Genomic DNA, 23,246 nt, shown 5'->3' with positions numbered 1-23,246 from the left:
ATGTTTAGCCTTCTCTATACCACCACCACGATTGGGCGAAAGCCCCGGAACTAGGGGCTTTCAGTCCCCTAGATACTTTTCACAGGATGACCTATCGGGAGGTCAGTTTATTTGTCTATTCGTTTGTGTTTAGTGGGACATTATTCTTTTCGAACTCACGTTTCAGAATAAGAGCCAAACGACTTTTTGGGTCGGTCGAAATTATGCTCGTACTAGCCTCTTTGAAGTTGTTAATTCCGTGTTGAAACGAATCGCTAAGACCTATGGTTCGTAGCAAAGAGAAGTTCTCGCAAATGAATTTGGCTAGCTCGCTTCCGCGCAGTGTCTTTAGTGTTTCTTCGTACTGTTTCGGTGTCGATTTCTGAAAACAAGTGTTTTCTCTATCGCCCCATCCCGAATTGCTTCTGACTCTTTCAATAGCCTCTTCTAGTGTAAGTGGAGGATACTGCCTCTCTCTTATTCGGGTGTTTAGGGCTTCAATGGCGGGGTGCAGAGAACGACCCATGTTAAATTCATCTGATTCATTGGGATCAATCAAAGGCTCATTTATTTCAATCCATCGGTCAATCAGCTTCTCCGACAGGTTGGTTTCTCCATGCTCAGTGAGGATCTCCGCAATTGCGCTTACTTGATTCCCGCTTAGCGCTTCAGTGTTGAGGAAAAGATCTTCAGAAAGTTCAACAGCTTTTGCACTATCAAAGAGAGGATCCCAGTAGTGCGACTCAAAGAAAAATCTAACTTTTTCGTGTATCTGATTTCTTTCACGATCTGTTTGATATTTATTTATGATTTTGTCCAGCTTTTCTTTGTTGATGACTCCTGTTTGTAAATAATCTTGAACTAGGATTTCATAATCATCGCACGATGAGATGCCGAGCTTGTCAATAACATCATCCCACTTGAGTTCGTCGGCGGTACGCTGGGCGCGCGACAATATTTTACTGAACGAGTTGTGTTGTAGGAAATACTCGCTGGTGATGTCTGAGGCTATACCTCGATAATGTATTGCTGTTAGTAGTACTGTACTAGGGATGATTCTTTCTTGTACGTATTCTTCAAGTGGGCCATAGCCTTCTAATAGCTCTGAAAGAACTCTTATAATTCTTTTTATTACTCTAATGTTTGTGATGCCTAACAAGGTCGTAGCTTCACGAGCACGCTCCAAAAAGCTGAGGTTCGAATTAGTACTTGCTACTTCGAATGCTTCAGGAGATGCTGGTTGAAGTTTGAGCTCAATGTCGATAACTTTTTCGTGAAGTTTTCTCCAAATTGTTTCATCTTCTAGTTTGTCCGTGTTTAAAAGTAATAGAAAACGGGTGCTGTAAGTTTCGGAGTATTCATTGATAAAGCCTAGGATCTCATCGATGTCTAAGTTTTTATGCTTTCGCTCAACATCGTCAATCACCACTAGTCGCCCGCCAAGCAGTTTTGGTAAGCTCAAGAGTATAATTTCTTCTACTGCAAGACCAGGTATGAATTTCCCAGCTATGCCTTTGAGTAGATTTCCTCCTGCACTAACAAAATCTTTGTATTTATTGTCATCTTTGAGTGAGCCGTTTTGAAGTAATCTTAGCTTTAAGTCGTTAGAGGTTTTGGCTCCAAATATCGATACAAATATTGGTTGAGGGGCTTGAGTTGTAGAGAGTTGAAGTTGTTTCTTGACCAGATCCCATAAGTGGGTTTTTCCTGTTCCCCACTTTCCTGAAAGCGCAATAACTTTATAAGAGTGGTCGTTGAGAAGCTTTAGCAATGTTTCTTGAGCTTTTTGATAAGAGCTTTGCATGTTTAACCTATTCCTTAATCGGCAGACTGCCGCTGCAATTTAGAAAGTAGAGTTCTGAATAGGGGGCAAATAACTAGTTCTGTTCCTTAGCCCTCAGTCGCGCTAACCCCTGCTTAATAAAGCCAGTGTTCTCAGCAATTCGGTCCAGGGCAGTCCGAGCGTTGTCACTGGCGACAGCGAAGCCTTGCTGTTCTGCCACGAGGAAACAAAAGGGGACGGATTTATTTATCTTAAGTGATGAATGTATCTGTCCTCATTTTTTACTTTGAATTGGTTGTTTGTTTATGCTTTTTAAGATTTCCTTCCAAATATAACGATAGCTGTAACGAATCCAAAGAGTCTTCAGTTTGTCAAAATTTCGCCGCACCTTGCTTCGTTGACGAGATCGCAGTTCTTTTTCAATCTCATCCAACAACCACTCATCCTTGAATCCCGTCCAAATGGGAGGTGCTGGTGTCTCAAGATTGCCAAAGCACACCGGAGCCACTTCTGAATATAGTATGTCTTCAACAATTTTAAGATCGTAGGATTTAATTCGCTCCGCGATGTACGCATAGTCGACTTCGTTGTCAACAAAGGCCTCAGCCAATGCTATTTGGATCTTGGCTTTATCTTCCGGAGTTAAAATACTTCCCAATGGGAAAGCTCCTCTAATTCTTCGTCAAAAGTATCTGCAACTGCGCTTCCGGAAATGCCACCTGCCATGCTACCTATTAAAACCACAGCTGCAGTAAAAGTAAAAAGGGGGCGGATTTATTTGTTTTGTATTGTTTTGGATTTCTAGGTGGTAAATAAATCTGTCCCCATTTTTGCTGTCCCCATTTTTGCTTGTCCCCATTTTTGCTTCGATTTTAGGTAATTAATAAAACGTTCGGGAGATAATGTTATGCCGCCAATGGATTCTACTAGTAAGTTTTTATTCGATAAACTTGAGGCTGGATATAGGGTGTCTCTAGTCTACGAGGGTGAAACCTATACTGGAACTGTCGTGGGAAAAAACTCAACGTCGTCTGGGACGTCAACTTTGGAAGTGAATGTTGATGTGAGTGCAGGTATCGAATATAAAGGGTTTCTTGAGTATAAAATTGATAGTATTGCAGTTATTTGATTTTTTGAGAGGGGGGTAAAATCGCCTATCTCTATTTTTTAGTCGGCAAAATGGGATAGGTTTATTTGTTTTAGAAGTAAATAAATCTGTCCCCATTGTTTAGTCCCCATTGTTTATTTCGCGGCTTCCTCGGTAGGTTCTATCTCTGTGTCATTGACTGCCTCATTGTGCCTTGTATGTTTGGGTTTTGATGTCATTGGTGGATACTCAAAATTATTGCCCAAATCCCTCGAAAGATGGCTTTTTAAAACCTCAACTTTTAGACGCACTTGCTCTTGGAATATGGACTCGCTATTCATGTCAAGGTTCTTGGCGGCTGAATGGACTGACTCTCTGGCAAGTACTAATAGTTTGGCTAATGTAAGACGGTCGCTATGGATTGTGAATATTTTCTGAATTATTGAAGACGTGAGGCGCCAGCTGTAAAATACTGCCAATCCGAAAACTGCTGCAAACGGAATGCGAAGGACAAACGCACCAATAATATCACTGGCGGATTTGTAATCGGCTGTTAAAAGCTTGCTCGCTCCGGCATAAAGCTCGTACACGGAAAATATGATAGCGATCAAGGGAAAAATCACAATAAAAACATAAATGGCTGCTTGTGATCGGCCTTCTTTTACATATGGGCCGTACTCGTCCGATATAAGGTTTTTGTCTGAGGTTAGTTTTGATAGTTCAGATTTAAGCGTCGAAATGTTTTTGTTGTAGTCGGTGACGGTTTGGTTAAGCTGCTCAATATTGTTTTTTGTCTGGACTATTTTTAATTCGCTCTGCGTTATGGCTTCCTTAAGGTTTTTTAGCTTTCCATTTTCTCCGGTGACAATCGTGTTAATTGTTTTTAGTTCGTTGGTCTTGGATTCGTGATCGATTTTTGTTTCGCTAATGGATCTTTCAAGTAAATCTTTTTCTTCATTTAGTGCGTTGATTTTTTCTTGAAGTTCTAGGAATTCTTTTTTTGAGTCTTCTTTAAGTTTTTCTATATCTCTTTTTAGTTTAATTGTGGCTGCTATGTCTTGTGAGTGGTCAGATATCTGATCAAGATCGACTCCAAATATATTTATTTTGGTGAGGGTTGGTTTGTTGAGTAGAGAATCACTGTATATCTCGAACCATTCGCAGAAGCTTCGAACAAAACCATAGCTAAATTTTGTGCTGCTGCCGGTCGTAGTCAGCGAAAGATTGTAAGAGGGCTTACCAAGAGGCTTTACAATTACTGTAAGGTAGGCTGGTAACTTGGTGGGGGTGTCGCTATAGAAATCTATAGAGTCCAAGTAAAATGGGCTGTCGGGTGTGAATCGTTTTGCGGTACTTGTGATTTTTACCGGTTTAGCAGTTGCGACGGATTCTTTGAGTAGAACTTGACACTGGCTTGTGGTTTTCCAAAGTGAGTTGTTTATTGTGCTTAGTTGAGGAAGTTTATTCTCCAGCTCTGTAAGTTTTGACTCCATTTCTTCCTGTGATTGATCTGACATAAATGCTCCATTGTTGTCTAAAAAGAGGGCGGATTTATTAGTTGTCGATATTTTGTAATCAATTCGCCCCGCTCTCATTTTCTCAGCTTCAGTTTGGCATTGTTTGCTTTTTGCCATTGGTGAAAATATAAGTGTCAGGCACCCATTCAAATTTCATTTTTTCGGTATCAGAAGCAGCCAGCTTTTTATCGGCGGCCTGAAATTGGTTGTAATCCATTGTCCCGCTATAGATGTAAGTTTGGCCTGGGTCGATTTGGATGTCGTTGGTGAGGCCAATTCTTTTTATAGGGTCGCCGAACATGTCGCTGAGTACGACTGTTCCCTTTACGCCAGATAGGGCCTCAGTTGTATTGTTGTGTAGAGCAATTTCAATTGAAAAATATTCGCTGTATTGCTTGTTTTTATAGTCGGCGGGATTCAGTTTAAGTTTGAGAAGAGACGCTGTAAGCGTTCCGTTCATTTCTTTCAATGCCACAAGCTGTTGCTGTTTTACTTGCTCGGCCAAGGCTTTTTGTTTTTCCGCTTCGGCAGCTTTGGCTTCGATCCAGGCCTGTTGTGTTTTCAGAGCATCACCCAGTGTTGAGTCTGCAACAACTTTGCTACCGCCAAATGTGCTGGCCACCACTTGCCGGGCAGCATAGCCACCAAACAGTTTTCTATCGTTTTCATCGAGTTTGCCGACAGCTTCCATTAGCCCTTTGTCCTCTGACCATTTACTGATATCGGCGGGCAGTTTGGTTTGCTTTGGGTCAGAACAACCGGCGAGTAGCAAACATGCAAGAAAAGTTGCGATGGTTTTTCCCTTCATGTATCAGTCCTTAAGATAATTATGTTTTTACTTGGTTGTGTGTTCGCTTACGAGTATAGCTCAAGAAAAAAAGGGTGATGCAATCGCTCCAGTCGCGACGCTTTGTTATTAGCTTATGTTTTGATACTGCTTTTCTATTTCTGTCCAGATATATTTGTATCTGCTCTTCAGCCATGTCACCAATAAGGCGTTGGCTTTTCTTTTTAACCAGCTGTTCTCTTTTGCTCCCAGCATTTTTTCAATGTCATCTTCCAATTCCTGCCTGTTGAAACAAAGCCATATGGTTGGAAGTGTGCTTTCAAGGTTTGAGTGGCAAACAGGTGCCACCTCCTCAAAGAGTATGCGCTTCACTTCATCTCGATCGAATTCTCTTGTCCTTCGCGCAATCGCAGCATAGTCGACCTCGTTATCAACAAAGGCATCGGACAATGCCCAGCGCACATCCGCTCTTTGCTGCTTTGTCATAGAACTTCCCATTTGGAAAATTCCTCCAGTTCTTCATCAAAGGTGTCGGCTACTGCGCTTCCAGCAATTCCTCCCACAATACTTCCCGCCAGAACGATTGTCACAGCGCAAGCTAGGGCTCCAGGGCCGCAAAATGCAGAGACGCCCAAGCCTGCCAATCCCCCGCCAGCAGCGCCGCCGCCGATAATAATGCCTTGCCGGGCCGTTTCCTTAACTTTGTTGTCTGCGTTCATGATTTCATATACGGCGAAAGTCGCAGTGACCAATAGGCCGACCTTTCCCATTATTCTTAATTTTTGAGTTCCCTTGCTTACCGGTGCGTTGTCACGGCCCGCTGAATCCAGAATCTCGTAATAGACTTTGCTCTTTGTTCTGGGGGCAATTTGTTGTATTCGACGTTTGCCGTTTTCAGTGCGTACTTGTCCAGTGTGTCCTGTAACGTCGGAGGTAATCGTTTCTTCCGTTCGGCGAAGGCCACACCTTGTGCCGAGGTGAATTTTCGATGCTCGACCAGGATTCTATTTCGCATTTCCTGGCAAAAGGCTGCTCCTTCTTGCGCACTCAGCCTTCCTGCGGCGACTTCGGCTTTTGTTTCCAGTGACATGCGCTTGATGTTGCTCATGTAGTTGCTGCGTACTTTTGCATCTGATATGGCATCTATAGAAAATCTTGTCGCGGCCCCCTCCATACCCGCAATCGCCATGTCCAATGGCGAATTTTCAAGCTCGTGTGCTTTCTGGACAACGTAGCTTCCCGTTACGAGCAATGGCTCAGTCATGAAACAATCCTTATTTCAATGATGCATTGAATAGCGTGTCGAAAATTGAGCCGGTCGGCGGTTCTTCTTGAGAGCCGAACTCTAGCTTTTGGCAGACTTTTCCACGGATGTTGAGAAATTTCACAGTGTTGGTGATATCAAAATTTCCGGATTGGGTCGAACCATCTTCGAAGTGAGCAATGCAGTTCATGCCCAAGTAGGACTCGGAACCGGGAATGGTGAAGCTGATCCATCCAGGATGAATGATCATCGGGGTAGGTGGCGTAAACGGCGCAGGCGTATGTGAGTCACCAATAATCACCGTTCCCGATCCACCGATCACAACGTCTCCATGTGAACCGACTGTGCCAACCAGCGCGGCATTTTTGCCGTTGATGAATACAGTGCTGGACACGGCGGAGGCCAGTGCGCTGCCGCAGGTGCAGGTGTCGTCTTTTCGGGCGGCGGCAAGTCCGTCGAAGAACACGTCGGGGGATCCGGAGGCAATGGCTTTGGGGCCGTGTCCGGGGATGGGGCAACTGGTGGGATCGGTGATGCGTGCAGCGGGCTTTGCCATGTTTGACTCCCTGTCAACGGATTAGCTGGCACCGACTGTATCAGAGTTGCTTTGGTGGTTGCCTGACGGCGACGTGCCTGGTATTGGTCGTCCATCTAAACAGCAAAATCTGAGTGTGTTTAAACGAAGCTCTCTGACACTGCTTCGGCCCTACACAACCTTGCGCCACCCCCTACACCTAAGACAGAATCCGCCGGCTTGTGCGTCTAGCACGGGGGTTCTATCGTTCCTGGGTCACTGAAAACCAGTGATCGGGTTTGGTAGCCCGTATTCCGTCAGAAGCACAAGACTACTGTCTTGCGGAGGCTTTTAGTGCCTTCGTTTTATGGTGGTCATGCGCAGGGCATCTTCGGATGCGCCGGGGTTCCTGACGGCCGGTCTACCAACCTGCGTATGGCCTCCACCCTAGTTTGGTAGCGAAGGTGGCGGCTCCTAACCTCTTATCCGTCGGGAGTTACTCCATGTTCAAACCAACACCCAACCCACCAGAAACCGATCCAGTTTCCCCCTACAAATTCCCCGATTCACGAACCCTGAACGAAGCCGCCGAGCGTGCCCTCGATCACTACCTCACCCCACAGCAACGGATCATGGGCAGTCACACCCAACATGACCCGATGTACTTCGCCAACCCGGCCTACGACACCGAATCCCTGCTCGCCAACGCCAGTGAATCCTTGGGTTCAGCCTCCGAAATGCTCAACAACTTCGCCGCCACCCTGGAACCCGCCCACCGCAAAACCGCCATCGGCATTGCGCAGTTGGTGATGTTGGGGTCTTTGGCAGTGAATCAGGCGTTGGATAACGTCGAGCTGAAGTAAATTCGGGCAACCCTCTGTCGCGGAGGGGTGATCGTTAGGCGTGGGTTCAACCTGAACCCACGCTGAAAACCCCGCAAGTTTCATCTTCCCGCCCCCCGCGCAGGCCTACGATCCATCCACAAGATCCCGACCCCACCCGAGCGCCACACATCATGAACAATCCACTCAAAGTGCTATTGATCGTCGCCACCATCTCGGTTCTAACCGCCTGTTCCGGTTCCGGTGGCCTGACCACCACCAGTTGTTTCTCCAGCGACTGTCAGTCGCCGGAGGCGCGTAATGTGAATACGTTGAAGTTCGGCGGGAGCAATATCGGTAACAGTTTCAACCAATACAGCTCCGGCCTGATGCATGACGACTGAGGTTTACTGGGCCGCTGGCACGGCGATCCATTCGCTCAGGACTTTCTGGTATTTGCCGGTGACTTTGCTCAGGTGCAGCCACTGGTCGACGTAGAGTTTCCAGCTGATGTCGTCGCGCGGCAGCAGGTAGGCTTTTTCGCCGTATTGCATGAACTGGCTCGGGTTGACGGCGCACAGGCCGGGTTTGAGTTTTTGTTGGTAGAGGGCTTCGGAGGCGTCGGTGATCATCACGTCGGCCTTGTTGTCGAGCAGTTGCTCGAAGATGGTCACGTTGTCGTGCAACGCCAGTTGCGCCTTGGGCAGGAAGGCGTGGACGAAGGCTTCGTTGGTGCCGCCGGCGGGTTCGACCAGGCGCACGTTGGGCTGGTTGATCTGGTCGATGGTCTGGTATTTGGACTGGTCGGCGCAGCGCACCAGCGGGATCTTGCCGTCGACGTCGAGGGTGTTGCTGAAGAAGGCTTTTTTCTGGCGTTCGAGGGTTACCGAAATGCCGCCGACGCCGATGTCGCATTTGCCGGCCTGCATGTCCGGCATCAGGGTTTTCCAGCTGGTCTGCACCCATTCGACCTTGACGCCGAGGCTGTCGGCCAGGGATTGCGCCATGGCGATGTCGATGCCTTCGAATCCGCCGTCCGGGCGTTTGAAGGTGTAGGGCTTGTAGTCGCCGGTGGTGCAGACGCGCAACTGGCCTTGTTGCTGGATGGTGTCCAGGTGTGAGGCTGGCTCTTGCGCATGGGCGGTGCCGGCCAGCGCCAGCAAACCGCAGAAGATCATCGTGCTTTTTGGAATTGTCATGGAGATCGGGCTTGTGCAGTGGGAGTGCGGGCCAGTGTAGTGAATGCGTTTGCCGGGTGTCATCCCGGCTCCGGGCTTAACGTGCCCAGCCACGCCACCAGTCCCACGATCAGCAGCGCAATCATCAGCTCAAATGCCACGCTGCGGCGCAAGGCATTGGCCGCCACTTGATGTTGCCCGGCGCGCAACGATTGTTCGAGCAACGGCCCGAGGTGAAAGCGGTTCAACGCGGCCAGCACCAACATTCCCCCGAACAACGCAACCTTGATCGCCAGCAGAATGCCGTAGTTGCCGAGCAGGGCTTCGCCCAGTGTCGGGCCGACGATGAACAGGTAATTCGCCACGCCGGTCACCGACAGGATGAGCACAATCACCGCGCCGACGCCTTTGAAGCGTTTGACGGAATCCGCCAGCGAACGAATGCGCGCCTCGCTGCACAGTGCGTCGAGCCGCGACATCAAGATCAACGCGAGCATCGCGCCCAACCACGCCCCCGCCGCGAGCAGGTGCAGGATGTCGCTGAGCAGATGCCACGCGTTATCCATCGCCCCGTGTCCGCTCCAGGCCAGGGAGGCGAGGGCGACGGCGCCGGCCATCGATGCCAGCCACAATCCCGGCCAGATCATCACCACGATCAGCGCAATCATCCGCAGCGTCCACGCCAGCCCGACGTCGGTTTCCAGCACCATCATTTGCAGATGCGGCCACAGCGCCGCGAACTCCGTTTCGCCGCTCATGGCGCGGGTCATCAGCACCAGACTCGCTACTGAGAGCAGTGCCCCGATCAACGCCATCCCGCGCAGCATCGGCCGAAACCGCAGCACCGCGTCAACGCTGTATAGGCCAAACAACGCCAGCCCGAACAACAGCAGCAAATCCACATACAACGCCAGACGCAGGAGGATGTTGATCAGTTCAGCCATCGTTCATTGCACTTTGAACGTGACGTTGCCGGTGATCGGGTGGGTGTCCGACGACACCGCGCGCCATTCGACCTTGTAAGTGCCGGCCGGCAAGGGCGAGAGCGGGGTGACGAGCATGGTTTTCGGGTCGATTCCGGCGCTGACTTTGGCCTTCATCGGCATCGGCGAATGAGCCATGCCGGGCATTTCGGTCATGACCAGTTTGGCGCCGGAGAACTGGGTCAGCAGATCCTCCGAAAACCGTAGTTCGATCTTGCCGGGCGCCGCGCCGTCGGCACCTTCGGCCGGGGTCGACGACAGCAGTTTCGGATGGGCCTGGGCCAGGGTGCTCAGGAGCAAACCGCCGGCGAGAACGAGGGAGATTTTCAATGTGCGCATGCAAGACCTCGGTGTTGTTTTTTGATGGGATTCAGAACCACAGCCGCACGCCAAGGACGAGTCGCGCTTCGCTACGATCCTCGCCTTCTTCCCGTGCGTAATCGGCGGTGTGGCCATAGGTGCGGTTCCAGGTCACGCCGATGTAGGGCGCGAATTCACGGCGGATTTCATAGCGCAGACGCAGCCCGGCTTCGGTGTTCGCGAGGCCCGAACCGATCCCGCGTTGCGGGTCGTTTTTGCCGTAGACGTTGAGTTCGGCGGTCGGCTGCAAGATCAGGCGATTGGTCAGCAGGATGTCGTAGTCGCCCTCCAGCCGCACCGCGCTCTGACCGTATTCGCCGAGGAACGCCGTGGCTTCGGCTTCGAAGTTGTACAGCGCCATGCCCTGCAGGCCGAACGCGGCCCAGGTTTGCGGGGCGCCGGGTTTGAAGTCCTGGCGCACGCCGCTGACCACGTCCCACCACGGCGAAATCGCGTGGCCCCACAGCGCCTGGATTTCCGCGTCTTCGGTCTTGCCGTTGCTGCGTTCGCCTTCGGAGCGCAGCCACAGTCGATCGATGTCGCCGCCGATCCAGCCGGACAAATCCCAGGCCAGCGTGCTGGCGTCGTCGGCGTCTTGCCATTCGAGTTTGTCGGCGAGGAAGTACGTGTTGATGGCGCTGTCGTGGACCTGATGCCCGGCGTGGCTGGTGAACACGGCGGCGCGGTCGGCGTCGGTCAGTGCCGGGATCGGCGTGCGGCTTTCGGTCGGCGCGGCGGGCTGCATCATGCCGTCGTCCATGCTTTGCATTTCGGCCATCTGGCTGTGATCCATGCCCTGCATGTCGCTGGCGGCGAATGCCGGAGCCATCGACAGGAGTGACAACGAAAACGCGGCAAATCGGGTCATGGTCGGCGTCCTCATTCTTCCACCCGCACTTCGCGGAACATGCCCATTTCCATGTGGTACAGGAGATGGCAGTGATAGGCCCAACGGCCGAGCGCGTCGGCAGTCACGCGGTAGCTGCGGCAGGTGCCGGGGGGCATGTCGATGGTGTGTTTGCGCACCTGGAAATTGCCGTTTTCGTCTTCCAGATCGCTCCACATGCCGTGCAGGTGAATGGGGTGGGTCATCATCGTGTCGTTGACCAGCACCAGGCGGATCCGCTCGCCGTACTTCAACAGCAGCGGCTCGGCGTCGGAGAACTTGATGCCGTTGAACGACCAGGCGAATTTCTCCATGTGGCCGGTGAGGTGCAGTTCGATGGTGCGGCTCGGGTCGCGGCCGTCCGGGTCTTCGAAAGTGCTGCGCAGGTCGGCGTAGGTCAGCACGCGACGCCCGTTGTTGCGCAGGCCGAGGCCGGGGTCGTCGAGTTTCGCGGCGGTGGTCATGGCTTGCATGTCCACCAGCGGGTTGTCCTTTTCGCTGTCGGGGTGCGACTGCATCGGGCCCATGTTCATGCTCGAGTGATCCATGGCGCTCATGTCCATCGAACCATGATCCATGCCGCCCATGCCCATGTCGTCCATGGTCACCAGCGGTCGCGGATCCAGCGCCGGCACCGGGGCCGACAATCCGGCGCGGGCGGCGAGGGTGCCTCGGGCGTAACCGGTGCGGTCCATGGCCTGGGCGAACAGGGTGTAGGCGTCGGCGGCGGGCTCGACGATCACGTCGTAGGTTTCCGCCACGGCGATGCGCAGCTCATCGACGCTGACCGGTTTGACGTGCAGGCCGTCGGCGGCGACCACGGTCATTTTCAAGCCGGGAATGCGCACGTCAAAGTAAGTCATGGCCGAACCGTTGATCAGCCGCAGCCGCAGTTTTTCGCCGGGGCGGAACAGGCCGGTCCAGTTGTTATCCGGGGCGTGGCCGTTCATCAGGAAGGTGTAAGTAGCGCCGCTGACGTCGGCGATGTCGGTGGGGTTCATCTTCATCTGCGCCCACATCGTGCGATCGGCGACGGTGGCGTCCCAGCCTTTTTCGCCGACGTCATGGATGAAATCGCCGACGGTGCGTTTGTGGAAGTTGTAGTAGTCGGACTGCTTTTTCAGGGTCTTCATCAGGCTGGCCGGGTCTTCGTCGGACCAGTCGCTGAGCATCACCACGTACTCGCGGTCGTACTGGAACGGCTCCGGTTCCCGCGCATCGATCACCAACGGCCCGTAGACGCCGGCCTGTTCCTGCAACCCGGAATGGCTGTGATACCAATAGGTGCCGTGTTGGCGAACCTTGAACTGGTAGACGTACACGCCACCCGGCTCGATTCCCTTGAAACTCAGGCCCGGCACGCCGTCCATGTTGGCCGGCAGCAGAATGCCGTGCCAGTGGATCGACGTGCTGTCCTTGAGCCGGTTGCGCACCCGCAGCGTCACGGTATCGCCTTCACGCCAGCGCAGCAGCGGGCCGGGCAGGCTGCCGTTGATGGTCAGTGCCGTGCGAGGTTGGCCGGTGAAGTTGACCGGGGTTTCGCCGATGAACAGCTCGAAGTCGGTGCCGCTTAACTCATTGACCTGGCCGGGGCTGTTCAAGGCCCAGACCGGCGTGCGCCACAGGCCGAGGCCGCCGAGCAGGCCGCTGGCGGCGAGGCCTTTGACGAAGGTGCGTCTTGAGGTGGTGGAAGGCATGCGCTGGAAGTCCCCGTTTGACCAATGACGGGGAGGCTAACCAGCGGCAGCTTTCAGCTGGCTGAGGGGCGGATTACAGTTGTGTCAGGTTCGGCCTACAGACCGAGTCCTTCCTGGACTACCAACAACAGATTGTTTTCCGTCAACGCAATCGCATCCAGCTGTTGCCCGGTCTCAAGCGTCTGCAACCACCAGTGACTTTCGCCGTGTTCATCGACCGTGCGCAGCAGCGATGCTTCGCGCCCCGGCAGGACGATTTGCACGCGCCCCGAGCCGTCTTCGGTGAAACGGGCGATGGGATCGAACGTCAGGCTGTGGTGGTTGGCTTCGATGATCAGCTGGTCGATGGCGTAGTCGTGGGTCTCGCCATCCGGTGAACTTTCGCAAACATGGGTAGGATTTCGCCGAATCTTCAGTCCTACCTCGGTGACCGGTTGCAACCAGCCCTCGATTCGGTGGAACAATGCGTAGACCTGAGCCGGCCAGCAATCGATTTCCAGTTCGGCGCAGGTGATTTCGTCAGCATGGGTGTGCCGGGTTTGTTTGAGTTTCGCGGCGAGTTCGTCTGCTTTACTCATGTCGGTTCCCTGTGGTGATTTCAACTTCATCGTAGTCCTTTCAAAGTAATGCAGGTTTTGCCCTGCGTCATGCGCTTGCAACACGGGCATGACTCAATCAGCGTCTGGCCAAGTGATGGTCAGACCACAGAAACCACGGACGCACGCGTCCCAAGGAACGGGAACATGAAAAAGCTTCTTACAATTATGGCGCTGATTGCGCTGACGGTCGGTAGCATCGGCCTGAGTTCGGCACGCCAGTCGTCCGCCAGCAAGGCGGAATCGGTGGCGGGGGTTTTCGATTACTACCTGCTGACGTTGTCCTGGTCGCCGACCTTTTGCCTGACCCACAAGGACGACCCTCAATGCTCCGGCAAGGGCTACGGTTTTGTCCTGCATGGCCTGTGGCCGCAATACGCCAAGGGCGGCTGGCCGGAATCCTGCCCGCCGCTGACCAGCCTGTCGGCCGCCGAAACGGCCAAAGGCCTGACGCTGTTTCCGACCAAAAAACTGCTCGATCACGAATGGAGCAAGCACGGCACCTGCAGCGGCCTCGGCGCGATGGGCTATCTGGACGAAGCGGACAAAGCCGTGGCCGCGGTGAAAATCCCGGAAGAGCTGCAACCGTTCAGTAGCTCTTATTACTTCGAAGCGCAGGAAATTGCCGACCTGTTCCGCAGGAGCAATCCGGGCATCCCGGCAGACGGCATCGCCGTGATCTGCAACGGCCCGGAACTCTCGGAAGTGCGCGTGTGCATGGGCAAGGACCTGCAATTCGGCGCCTGCGGCAAGGGCGTGAAAACCCAGTGCCGGGCGGGGGATATCCGGGTGCCGCCGTCGCGTTGACCGGAGCGTTTACCAACCACAAAAAACAGGCGCCTCTTCAGGCGCCTGTTTTTTTGCGTGCGGGTTTGAACAACGCCGCGACTTTGTTCATGCTTGCGCGCCAATGGATGATGACGCGACACCGCAAGGAGCTTTTCATGGGCGGAAAACCCGCTGCCCGAGTGACCGATCCGACCGCCTGCCCGTTGCCGGGGCATGGCACCAACCCGATTGTCAGTGGTTCGCCGAATGTGAATTTCGACGGGCTGCCTGCTGCGCGAATGACGGACAAGTCGGCGTGCGGCAGTCCGATTACCGGTGGCGTTGCCTCGACGGTTTTTATCAATGGCCTGAACGCCGCAACCCTGGACAGCACCGGTGGTCACGGGAATGTGGTGGTGGGCGGTTCCGGTACCGTCATCATCGGCGATACCGTGGTGAACGCTCCCTTCAGCGGCCTGCTGCCAATGCCGGTGCACTTCACCGACAAATTGCAGTTGGTGAACGACGCCACCGGCGAACCGATGCCGAATCATCCATACATGATTCAGCGCGCGGACGGTCGGATGGAACACGGCGTGTCTGATGCCGCCGGTTTTACCCACACGATCAGTTCGCATCTTCCGGAAACCATCAAACTGTTTCTGGAGGAATGAAGCATGAGTGCGGAAACGGTCACCTGCGAGAAAGGCAACAATTACAAGCTGCACAAGGAGCATGCGCTGACTGACAAGAAGGATGTCAGTGTGAAGGCTGTGCCGGTGGAGAGTACCAAGGCGGTTGTTGTGTTTGTGGGAGGCGCTGGGGATAAGGAGAGTTACTACTTTTCAGGGCCGTATGGAAACATTCAAGAAGCACGTAAGTACTTCGATCAGCGCGTTCAGGATTTGGCAACGGAGGGGAAATATAAATCGGATTGGTTGGGGTACAACGAAGTCAAAGGAAAGAAAGATATTCAGCGGTATGTTCTAAGCCTGATCCCTTACAAAAGCTGCCCCGTATATATCGTCGGTCACAGTCTCGGTGGCTGGAATGGCGCGCACCTGACAAAGATCATGTCCGAATGGGGATACCGGGTTCAGATGCTGGTTACCCTTGATCCGGTGGGTGAGGGCGCTTTGGTCTGGTTGGGCTCAGATATTTATTTTGACCGTCCTGATCCGGTTGCTGCCAACTGGGTCAATATCAAGGCTACGCCTAGCAAAAGAGACCCTTCAGATGGGGTCGCCGACTTTGGTGAAAAATGGCTTATCACTTGTGGCCCGTCACTGAACGTGAATGTGGATACCAATCACGCAAACGCTTTGGGTCTGTTTACCGCACGTATCGCGGGAAACAAGTCTGCTGGTGATCTGCTGTTTGACTCGATCATGGAGGAATTTTCCTGATGTATAGACTGTTCGTTTGCCTGCTTTTCGTGATTTGTTCTGGTTGTGCAAAAGACCATGTATGGCCTCCGGCGAATTTGAGCTACGTGTCTGTTGAGAGAGACAGGTCTCTATATGTAATCAGGTATCAGTCGAATGTTGATGTCTTGGATCTTTTTGGTCGGGGAGAGAGGGTAGGAATGGCTTCAGGCATGCTTCATTGTGCTTTGGCTGAAGATCAGGATTTCTCGGTTGGTAAAGCCATTCGGTTTTCAGCGTTTGGATTGATATCGCCGGATAAAAGAGACGGAGCCCCGGCGGGATACTCTTATCTGACCCATGCTTTCATTTCCGAGACCTCTAGCAACCGAAGCTCGGAAAGATACTTGTCAGTGGCAGAAATCAACCAACTCCTCTCAGGCAAACAACAAATCCCCTGCAAAGTCGTCGTCACCGCTTACGGCTACAAACCCTACTACTCAAACACCATGAACCTCCCGGTCGCAGACCTGCTGCGCGAAGTCAACAAGCCCTGAGCTCCGCGCCAATCGGGGGGATCAAGCAAATCCCCCCGCATCCACCCCCAATTCCCCCCGCAGAAACTCCACCAACCCTCGCTGCAATCCACTCAACACCCCCTCGCGACTGACCAGCGCCAGCTCCGTCGGCGGCAACGGCGGCAAGTCCGCGCACACCCGATGCTCCGGCAGCACTGCCGACGCCGGCAGCACCGAAACCCCAAGCCCGGAGGCCACCGCCGCTTGAATGCCGGTCAGGCTGTGGCTGCCGAAAGCCACGCGCCATGGGCGTTGCGCCACGTCGAGCAGGCGGATCGCCCGTTGTCGGTACAGGCAGCCCTGGGGAAACAGCGCCAGCGGCAACACGCCAGCGGATGAGTCGAACTCCGCGCCTTTGACCCAAACGAGTCGTTCCGGCCAAGTCGCCCAAGCGGGGCCGCTGTCGGGTTCGCGTTTGATCAGGGCAATGTCGATTTCGCCGCTGTCGAGGCGTTGGCGCAGGTCGAGGCTCATGCCGCTGACGGTTTCCAGCCGCGCTTGCGGGTGGCTGCGGGTGAAGCCGGCGAGGATCAGCGCCATGCGTCGGGCGTCGAAGTCTTCCGGCATGCCGATGCGCAGGATTTCCAGATCCAGATCGCTGGCCAGGGCTTCGCTGGCCTCGGCGGACAAGGCCAGTAGTCGACGGGCATAGTGGATCAGCAGTTCGCCGTGCTCTGTGACGCTGACGTTCAGCCCGGTGCGGTCGCGCAACAGCAGGGCGTGGCCGACCAGATCTTCCAGTTTGCGCACCTGTTGGCTGACCGTGGATTGGGTGCGGTGGACCCGTTCGGCGGCGCGGGTGAAGCTGCCTTCATCGACCACGCAGACGAAGGTTTTCAGCAGTTCCAGATCCAGCATGGCGGCGGTCTCGATATTTGTTTGGTAACTGACGGTCGGCTATTTATTTAATTTCACACTATCACCCCGAGTTCATAAGCTGAAGCCCTCACTTGCAGAGGAATGCCCCGATGACCTTGATCAACACACCGCGCCCGCAATGGCTGACCTTCGATTGCTACGGCACCTTGATTCAATGGGACGAAGGCCTGCGCGCCGTGGCCGGGCGGATCCTGAGCGAGAAAGGCGAACACCGGGTCGACGCCGGGCGCCTGATTGAGGTTTACGACCGCCACGAACATCGCCTGGAACAGACGCCGCCGCACCGATCGTTCCGCGAACTGAGCACCCTAGGCCTGCAACTGGCCCTGGAAGAACTGGGCCTGGCGAGTGCCAGCGAAGACAGTCAGCGCCTGGCTACCGCGATCCCGCAGATGCCGCCGTTTCCCGAAGTCGTCGAGACCCTCGCGCAGCTCAAGGCCAAGGGCTTCAAGTTGTGCATCGTCTCCAACACCGATGACGACATCATCGCCGGCAACGTTGCTCAACTCGGCGGCCACATCGACCGGGTGATCACCGCGCAACAGGCCGGCGCCTACAAACCGGCGCCGAGGCTGTTCGACTACGCTCATGAACAATTGGGCGTCAGCCGCGATCAGGTGGTGCACATCTGCGCCAGCCCGATGCTCGACCACACGGCGGCCCGCGACATGCATTTTCGCTGTGTATGGATCGATCGCGGCACCGGTCGTCAGTTGCTGCCGGACTATCGGCCCGACGCGATCCTCAACACGCTGGACGAAGTGCTGCCGCTGTTCGCGTCCCTTGGCTGGTCATAAAGGAGTTTCGCCATGGCCCACACCCTGACCGGCAGCGCCCGACCCGCGCATTCCGGCTCGTTGAACCTCGACAGCGAAGCCATCATCACTGCCCGTCACGAACTGGCAGCGTGCTTTCAACTGGCGGCGCTGCACGGGCTGGAGGAGGGCATCTGCAACCATTTTTCGGCGATGTTGCCGGGGCACGCTGGCCTGTTTCTGGTCAATCCGTACGGCTATGCGTTTTCCGAAGTGACGGCGCACAACCTGCTGGTGTGTGACTTCGATGGGAACGTGGTGGACGGCGAGGGTCAGCCGGAGGCCACTGCTTTTTATATTCATGCGCGGCTGCACCAGCGGCTGCCCCGGGTGAAAGTCGCGTTCCATACCCACATGCCGAACGCGACGGCGTTGTGCCTGCTGGAGGGGCCGCCGCTGTTGTGGCTGAGTCAGACCGCGCTGAAGTTCTACGGGCGCACGGCGGTGGACGAGCATTACAACGGGCTGGCGCTGGATGAGCGCGAAGGCGACCGGATCGCCGGGGTCATGGGCGACGCCGACATTCTGTTCCTGAAGAACCACGGGGTGATTGTCGCGGCGCCGACCATCGCCGAAGCCTGGGACGATCTGTATTACCTGGAGCGTGCCGCGCAGGTGCAACTGCTGGCGATGGCCACGCAACGGGTGTTGAAACCGGTGCCGCACGCGATTGCACAACGGGCGTACGAGCAGATGCGCGAGGGCGATCCGGAAAGTGCACGGGCGCATTTGCACAGTGCGATGCGGCGGTTGGCACGTCAGGCTTGATGCAGGCAAAAACGGGCAGGTAAAAATAATTTGTGTCGCAGGTCATCCAATTGCCCTGCGCGCCGATAGCAACAGGGTCGGGATTGTCGCGGTGGCACTTGGTTGCCCCACACAACCCGGTGGGCTACGCTCACAAAAAACAAGGGTTTCGGGCCTTTGCCCCTGTCGTACCTGCCCAGGACACGCTTTTGCCTATCCCCATTCACGATCCGCACCAGGCCCCCGGCGGCACCCTCAAGCGTTTGCCCCTGCGCAAGGCGGCGGTGTTGTTCATCGTTGCCGTGTGTCTGTGCCTGTCCGGTCTGCTGTATTTGCAGATCGAACAGTCGCGGCGCCAGGATCTGGCGAGTGCGCAAGTGTCTTCTGCCAACCTGACCCGGGCGATGGCGCAGCAGGCCGAAGATACCTTTCTGGCGGCGGATCTGGTGATGACCAGCCTGGTCGACTGGGTTCAGGAAGATGGCTACGGTGCGGCGCAGAAGCCGCGATTGCAGCGAACCTTCGCGCGGCGGGTGCAGCAACTGGAGCAGTTGCACGGCATGTTCCTGTTCGACCGCGAAGGGCAATGGGTGATTACCTCGTTCCCGGATCTGCCGCGCGGCAATGGCGTGGCGGATCGTGAGTACTTCAAGTTTCACCAGCAGAACGTATCGGGTGTGGCGCACATCGGCCCGGCGATCCGCAGCCGCGAGAACGGCGAGTGGATCATCCCGATCTCGAAACGGGTCAACGACCGCGCCGGCAATTTCCAGGGCGTGCTGCTGGCCGGAATCAAGATGTCGTACTTCGACAAGTTCTTCAAAAGCTTCAGCCTGGACGACAACGGCACCATGTTCCTCGGCCTGACCGACGGCACCTTGCTCGCCCGGCGACCGTTCGACGAGGCCCTGATCGGCACCTCGCTGGCCAAGGGCGAGATCTATCAGAAGCTGTTGCCCAATGCCTCCGCCGGTACCGCGATGATCGATTCGGTGGTCGACGGTGTGACGCGTCTTTACGGTTACCGGCAGCTGGAAAGTTATCCGCTGGTGGTGTCCGCCTCTTCATCGCGGGACACGATTCTTCAGGGCTGGCATGACCGGGCGTTCCAGTCCAGCGTGATCGTGGCGCTGGTGATGCTCGGCGTGGGGCTGTTCGGCTGGGTGTTCATTCATCAGGTGCGCGATGGCGAGCGGATCGAGAAAAACCTGCGCAAGGCCCAGCGGGCGCTGGAGCAGATTGCCACCCACGACAGCCTGACCGGGCTGGCCAACCGGCGTCTTTTCGAACGTTCGCTGGACGTCGAATTTGCCCGGGGCGCACGGCAGTCGAGCCCGGTGAGCCTGATCATGCTCGATATCGATTTCTTCAAACGCTACAACGATGCCTATGGCCATGTGGCCGGCGACCATTGCCTGACGCAGGTCGCGCAGGTGGTGAAAAACTGCTGCCAGCGCAAGTCCGATCTGGCGGTGCGTTATGGCGGCGAAGAGTTCGCGGTGTTGCTGCCGGACACCGACATCAACGGCGCGCTGGCGATTGCCGGGCAGATTCGCCGCAGCGTCATGGACAAACACATCACCCACAGTGGATCACCCACCGGTTATCTGACGGTGAGCCTGGGCTGCTATTCGTTTATCCCGCTGGGCAACGACAGCCCGGAATTGTTCATCCAGCGTGCCGATGCGGCGCTGTATCAGGCCAAGAATGCCGGCCGCAATCGCGCGGCCGTGTTGTCGATGGACGTCGGCTTCGGCGAATTGCTGCGCTCGGATCGCTGACCAAAAGCGCGGTCGGGTTCAGACACAGGCCATGGCCTTCACCATGACCTGCTCTTGTTCGTTCAGCCGCCAGTGCCACCGCCCGCACCGCCCGTACCGCCGCCGGCCGAACCGGTGCCACCTCCCGCTCCCGAGCCCGATCCGCTGGCGCCGCCGTTGGTGCCAGTGCCGCCACCCGCGCCGCTGCCGCCGGACGGCGAGCCTGGTGTGTTGTCCGGTGGCATCTGTGAGCCGCTGGTGGAGCCGGATTTGGTACCCGTGGCATCGGCGCCGTCGTTGGCGGCGAACGTAGCGGCCGAGCCGCTGGCCAGCAGGCCGATCAGCAACAGCGAGGTGAGTTTGCGCGTCATCATGGTCTGTCTCCGGAAAGGGGATCTACCTGATATTGGTCTGACGCGCCGAACCCTTGGTGCCGGCCGGATGACGAGCGGTCAGAAGTCCACGGTCGCCGAAACCTTCAGCGTGCGCGGTGTGCCCTGGGTCAGGTAACCGCCGTTGGCCGAAGCCCAATAGGCTTCGTTGGCGACGTTCTCCAGACTGGCCCGCAGGGTGATCTGCTTTTCATCCAGTTTGAAGGCATAGCGCGAGCCCAGATCGAAGCGGTTCCACGCCGGAATGCTTTGAGTATTCGCCGCGTTCAGATACTGGCCGCCGGTGCGCAACATCCGCGCGCTGAGGGCCGCGCCTTCGAGACCCGGAATGTCCCAGTCGGCGCCGAGGTTGAACTGGAAGCGCGGCACCCCGACGGCGCGGTTGCCGTCATTCACGCCGTTGCTGCTGCCTTCCAGTTCGGTCTTCATCACGGTTGCGCCGCTGAGCAGGCGCAGGCCGTCGAGCGGTTCGCCGTAGACGTTGAGTTCCACGCCTTTGTTGGTCTGCTGGCCGTCGACCCGGAAGATTCCGTCCTGGGTGTAGCTCGACGGTTGCTCGATGCGGTAGACGCCGAGGTTGGCGCCGTAGCTGCCCATGTCCAGGCGCACGCCGGCTTCGATCTGTTTGCTGCGCACCGGGGCGAAGGTTTCGTCGCGGTTGATCGCGGTGGTCGGCGGCGTCGGGCCCTTGGCCAGGCCTTCGATGCGGTTGGCGTAGAACGACACGTGCTCCCAAGGCTTGATCACCAGACCGTAGACCGGGGTGGTGATCGACTCTTCATAACTTGACGTGCGGGCGCCGGTAGCGGTGCTCCAGCCGTCGACTTTCAGTGCCTGGCGACGCACGCCGAGGGTCAGCAGGATGCGGTCATCAACGAAGCCGAGGGTGTCGGAAATCGCCTCGCTGCGCAGGATGTTCTTGCCGGTGATGCGCGGGTCGTTGATGTCGCTGGCAAACGAGGTGGGGGCCGGACGCGGCTTGTCGGTGACGTTGTACAGGTTGGTGCTGTAGCGCCCGGCCGCGCCGACGGTTTCGAACGCCGAGCGCTGCTCGCCCCAGATGCCGGCCCAGCCGAGGTTCAACTGGTGCGTGACGGGGCCGGTGTCGAAGCGGCCGTTGAGGCCGGCCATGGCGCTCTGGTTGTCCTCGTCGTGGGGCGAATAGAGCATGCCGCCACGGGCGTTGCCGTTGAGGTCGGTGACGGTCAGCGACGAATACACGCCGTTCTCGCGGGTGTGCTTGGCGCCGCCGGACACGTAGGCCGTCCAGTTGTCGTTCAGGTCGTATTCGGCGCGGGCCATGCCGAAGGTGTCTTCGAGTTGCGAATAGCTCCAGCTCTGGGCGTAGCTGGCGTTGGCGTGCGGCACCTTGGGGGCTTTGGTCAGGCTCGAATCGACATAGATCACCGAGCGACCCTGGTTGATAACCTGCTTCTGGTAGCCGAAATCGGTCGAGACCCGCAGGCGATCGCCGCGATAGTCCAGGCCCACGCTGAACAGCGACGAGCGCTGGTCTTCGTCATCGACAGCGGTGTCGCCTTCGCGCTGCATCAGGTTGACCCGCGCGCCGAAGCGGTTGTCCTCGCCAAAGCGCTGGCCCAGGTCCAGATGCCCGCCGACCCGGCCATCGGCGCTGTAGTCGAGGGTGACGCTGCGGGTCGGGGTGTCCATCGCGCGTTTGGGTTGCAGGTTGATCCCGCCACCGATGCCGCTGCCGCTCGGGGTCACGCCGTTGACGAAGGCGTTCGGGCCCTTGAACAGTTCCACGCGATCCAGCGCTTCGACGGCGATGATCTGCCGGGGCAGCACGCCATAGAGGCCGTTATAGGAAATGTCATCGGAGGCCAGCGGCAGGCCACGAATCATGAACATCTGCGAGAAGTTGCCAAAGCCGTTGGACTGGCGCACCGAAGCATCGTTGAGCAACACATCGCCAACGGTCTGGGCCTGCTGATCGGCCATGGTCTTGGCGGTGTAACTGGTGACGCTGAAGGGCAGGTCGTTGACCTCCTGGTTGCCGAGCATGCCGATCTGCGCGCGGCGGGCGACCTGTTCGCCACCAAAGGTGTCGCCGCTGTCGTCGTGCAGGGCGCTGACGTTGGTGGCGCCGAGTTCCAGCGCGCCGTCCGCCGCGACTTTCGGGGCCACGGTGTAGCCGTTGTGGCCAGTGCTGATCAGCTCGAAACCGCTGCCTTCCAGCAACCGCGCAAAACCGCTCTGCGCGGTGTAACTGCCTTGCAGGCCGGGGCTCTGGCGATTGCCCAGTTGCGCCGGATCGAACGACAGCGGCACGCCCACGCTGACCGCAAATTGCGCCAGCACATGACTGAGCAGGCCGGGGCCGATGTTGACGGTGCGGCTGGCGCTTTCACTGACGCTCTCGGCGGCGTGGGCGGCGGTCGGCAGCAGCGCGCTGAAGGCCAGGGCCAGGCTCAGGTTCAAGGCTTTGAGCGCAAATGTGGCGGGGCGGGGCGATGGCATTGCGGTCATT

At 56.2% G+C, this 23,246-nt stretch carries 24 protein-coding genes and 1 pseudogene; 9 read left to right on the top strand and 16 right to left on the bottom strand.

The features are described 5' to 3' along the window. Positions 1-115: 115 nt before the first annotated feature. From IHQ43_RS19530 to IHQ43_RS19500, 7 genes and pseudogenes are all read right to left on the bottom strand, one after another. On the bottom strand, positions 116-1,783 hold the full coding sequence (locus IHQ43_RS19530) for a P-loop NTPase fold protein (protein ID WP_192561775.1): 1,668 nt from the start codon (positions 1,781-1,783) through the stop codon (positions 116-118). Between the two features lie 253 nt (positions 1,784-2,036). Beyond that, positions 2,037-2,420 (bottom strand): DUF7079 family protein, encoded by a 384-nt coding sequence (locus IHQ43_RS19525; protein WP_192561774.1) that lies wholly within the window; start codon positions 2,418-2,420, stop codon positions 2,037-2,039. 584 nt (positions 2,421-3,004) lie between these two features. Beyond that, positions 3,005-4,366 carry a hypothetical protein gene (locus IHQ43_RS19520; RefSeq protein ID WP_208492422.1) on the bottom strand — a complete coding sequence of 454 codons (1,362 nt, stop codon included), beginning with the start codon at positions 4,364-4,366 and terminating at the stop codon, positions 3,005-3,007. A gap of 88 nt (positions 4,367-4,454) precedes the next feature. Continuing rightward, on the bottom strand, positions 4,455-5,174 hold the full coding sequence (locus tag IHQ43_RS19515; RefSeq protein ID WP_011335150.1) for a putative periplasmic lipoprotein: 720 nt from the start codon (positions 5,172-5,174) through the stop codon (positions 4,455-4,457). Between the two features lie 108 nt (positions 5,175-5,282). Then, the gene (locus IHQ43_RS19510; protein ID WP_192561772.1) at positions 5,283-5,639 is read right to left on the bottom strand and encodes a DUF7079 family protein; all 357 of its coding nucleotides are present in this window, start codon (positions 5,637-5,639) and stop codon (positions 5,283-5,285) included. After that, positions 5,636-6,417, bottom strand: a pseudogene (locus tag IHQ43_RS19505) (hypothetical protein). Before IHQ43_RS19505 ends, IHQ43_RS19510 begins: the two are co-directional and overlap by 4 nt. A gap of 10 nt (positions 6,418-6,427) precedes the next feature. Beyond that, a complete protein-coding gene (locus IHQ43_RS19500) occupies positions 6,428-6,973 on the bottom strand; it encodes a PAAR domain-containing protein (protein ID WP_108562832.1) in 546 nt (181 codons plus the stop codon). Between the two features lie 461 nt (positions 6,974-7,434). On the opposite strand from IHQ43_RS19500, the gene IHQ43_RS19495 reads away from it, so the two are divergent. Both IHQ43_RS19495 and IHQ43_RS19490 read left to right on the top strand, forming a co-directional pair. Beyond that, the gene (locus IHQ43_RS19495; protein WP_192561771.1) at positions 7,435-7,794 is read left to right on the top strand and encodes a DUF6124 family protein; all 360 of its coding nucleotides are present in this window, start codon (positions 7,435-7,437) and stop codon (positions 7,792-7,794) included. A 152-nt stretch (positions 7,795-7,946) separates the two neighbouring features. After that, positions 7,947-8,156 carry a hypothetical protein gene (locus IHQ43_RS19490; protein ID WP_425220283.1) on the top strand — a complete coding sequence of 70 codons (210 nt, stop codon included), beginning with the start codon at positions 7,947-7,949 and terminating at the stop codon, positions 8,154-8,156. 3 nt (positions 8,157-8,159) lie between these two features. On the opposite strand, the gene IHQ43_RS19485 is transcribed toward IHQ43_RS19490, so the two are convergent. From IHQ43_RS19485 to IHQ43_RS19460, 6 genes are all read right to left on the bottom strand, one after another. Then, positions 8,160-8,951 carry a transporter substrate-binding domain-containing protein gene (locus tag IHQ43_RS19485; RefSeq protein WP_192561770.1) on the bottom strand — a complete coding sequence of 264 codons (792 nt, stop codon included), beginning with the start codon at positions 8,949-8,951 and terminating at the stop codon, positions 8,160-8,162. Positions 8,952-9,010: 59 nt separating this feature from the next. Further along, positions 9,011-9,874: a copper homeostasis membrane protein CopD gene (copD, locus tag IHQ43_RS19480; RefSeq protein WP_192561769.1), complete on the bottom strand. Its 864-nt coding sequence runs from the start codon at positions 9,872-9,874 to the stop codon at positions 9,011-9,013. Between the two features lie 3 nt (positions 9,875-9,877). After that, positions 9,878-10,252, bottom strand: coding sequence for a copper homeostasis periplasmic binding protein CopC (gene copC / locus IHQ43_RS19475; RefSeq protein WP_192561768.1), 375 nt, complete (start codon positions 10,250-10,252; stop codon positions 9,878-9,880). A gap of 31 nt (positions 10,253-10,283) precedes the next feature. Then, on the bottom strand, positions 10,284-11,141 hold the full coding sequence (locus IHQ43_RS19470; RefSeq protein WP_192561767.1) for a copper resistance protein B: 858 nt from the start codon (positions 11,139-11,141) through the stop codon (positions 10,284-10,286). A gap of 11 nt (positions 11,142-11,152) precedes the next feature. Beyond that, complete coding sequence (locus tag IHQ43_RS19465; RefSeq protein ID WP_192561766.1) at positions 11,153-12,856, bottom strand: copper resistance system multicopper oxidase; 1,704 nt, start codon at positions 12,854-12,856, stop codon at positions 11,153-11,155. Between the two features lie 95 nt (positions 12,857-12,951). After that, on the bottom strand, positions 12,952-13,434 hold the full coding sequence (locus IHQ43_RS19460) for a hypothetical protein (protein WP_192561765.1): 483 nt from the start codon (positions 13,432-13,434) through the stop codon (positions 12,952-12,954). A 165-nt stretch (positions 13,435-13,599) separates the two neighbouring features. Here IHQ43_RS19460 and IHQ43_RS19455 point away from each other — a divergent pair, with 165 nt between their 5' ends. From IHQ43_RS19455 to IHQ43_RS19440, 4 genes are all read left to right on the top strand, one after another. After that, positions 13,600-14,259 (top strand): ribonuclease T2, encoded by a 660-nt coding sequence (locus IHQ43_RS19455; RefSeq protein ID WP_192561764.1) that lies wholly within the window; start codon positions 13,600-13,602, stop codon positions 14,257-14,259. Positions 14,260-14,396: 137 nt separating this feature from the next. Continuing rightward, positions 14,397-14,894: a PAAR domain-containing protein gene (locus IHQ43_RS19450; RefSeq protein WP_192561763.1), complete on the top strand. Its 498-nt coding sequence runs from the start codon at positions 14,397-14,399 to the stop codon at positions 14,892-14,894. Between the two features lie 3 nt (positions 14,895-14,897). Beyond that, positions 14,898-15,626 (top strand): alpha/beta fold hydrolase, encoded by a 729-nt coding sequence (locus IHQ43_RS19445; protein ID WP_192561762.1) that lies wholly within the window; start codon positions 14,898-14,900, stop codon positions 15,624-15,626. Between the two features lie 179 nt (positions 15,627-15,805). Next, a complete protein-coding gene (locus IHQ43_RS19440) occupies positions 15,806-16,141 on the top strand; it encodes a hypothetical protein (RefSeq protein WP_007955877.1) in 336 nt (111 codons plus the stop codon). A 21-nt stretch (positions 16,142-16,162) separates the two neighbouring features. Here the strand turns inward: IHQ43_RS19440 and IHQ43_RS19435 are convergent, their stop codons facing one another. After that, positions 16,163-17,020, bottom strand: coding sequence for a LysR substrate-binding domain-containing protein (locus IHQ43_RS19435; RefSeq protein ID WP_192561761.1), 858 nt, complete (start codon positions 17,018-17,020; stop codon positions 16,163-16,165). Between the two features lie 110 nt (positions 17,021-17,130). Here IHQ43_RS19435 and IHQ43_RS19430 point away from each other — a divergent pair, with 110 nt between their 5' ends. The 3 genes from IHQ43_RS19430 (at position 17,131) to IHQ43_RS19420 (ending at position 20,384) form a co-directional block, all read left to right on the top strand. Next, positions 17,131-17,838, top strand: coding sequence for a haloacid dehalogenase type II (locus IHQ43_RS19430; protein ID WP_192561760.1), 708 nt, complete (start codon positions 17,131-17,133; stop codon positions 17,836-17,838). Between the two features lie 12 nt (positions 17,839-17,850). Beyond that, complete coding sequence (locus tag IHQ43_RS19425) at positions 17,851-18,624, top strand: aldolase (protein ID WP_192561759.1); 774 nt, start codon at positions 17,851-17,853, stop codon at positions 18,622-18,624. 188 nt (positions 18,625-18,812) lie between these two features. Further along, on the top strand, positions 18,813-20,384 hold the full coding sequence (locus IHQ43_RS19420) for a sensor domain-containing diguanylate cyclase (protein WP_192561758.1): 1,572 nt from the start codon (positions 18,813-18,815) through the stop codon (positions 20,382-20,384). A gap of 62 nt (positions 20,385-20,446) precedes the next feature. On the opposite strand, the gene IHQ43_RS19415 is transcribed toward IHQ43_RS19420, so the two are convergent. Then, positions 20,447-20,737 (bottom strand): hypothetical protein, encoded by a 291-nt coding sequence (locus tag IHQ43_RS19415; protein ID WP_085686714.1) that lies wholly within the window; start codon positions 20,735-20,737, stop codon positions 20,447-20,449. 78 nt (positions 20,738-20,815) lie between these two features. Continuing rightward, positions 20,816-23,245: a TonB-dependent receptor gene (locus tag IHQ43_RS19410; RefSeq protein ID WP_192561757.1), complete on the bottom strand. Its 2,430-nt coding sequence runs from the start codon at positions 23,243-23,245 to the stop codon at positions 20,816-20,818. Position 23,246 lies beyond the last annotated feature (1 nt).

It is taken from the genome of Pseudomonas gozinkensis, assembly GCF_014863585.1.
Classification (GTDB): Bacteria; Pseudomonadota; Gammaproteobacteria; order Pseudomonadales; family Pseudomonadaceae; genus Aquipseudomonas; species Aquipseudomonas gozinkensis.
The sequence above is the reverse complement of the archived record's forward strand: the minus strand, read 5'-3'. Positions and strand labels throughout refer to the sequence as shown.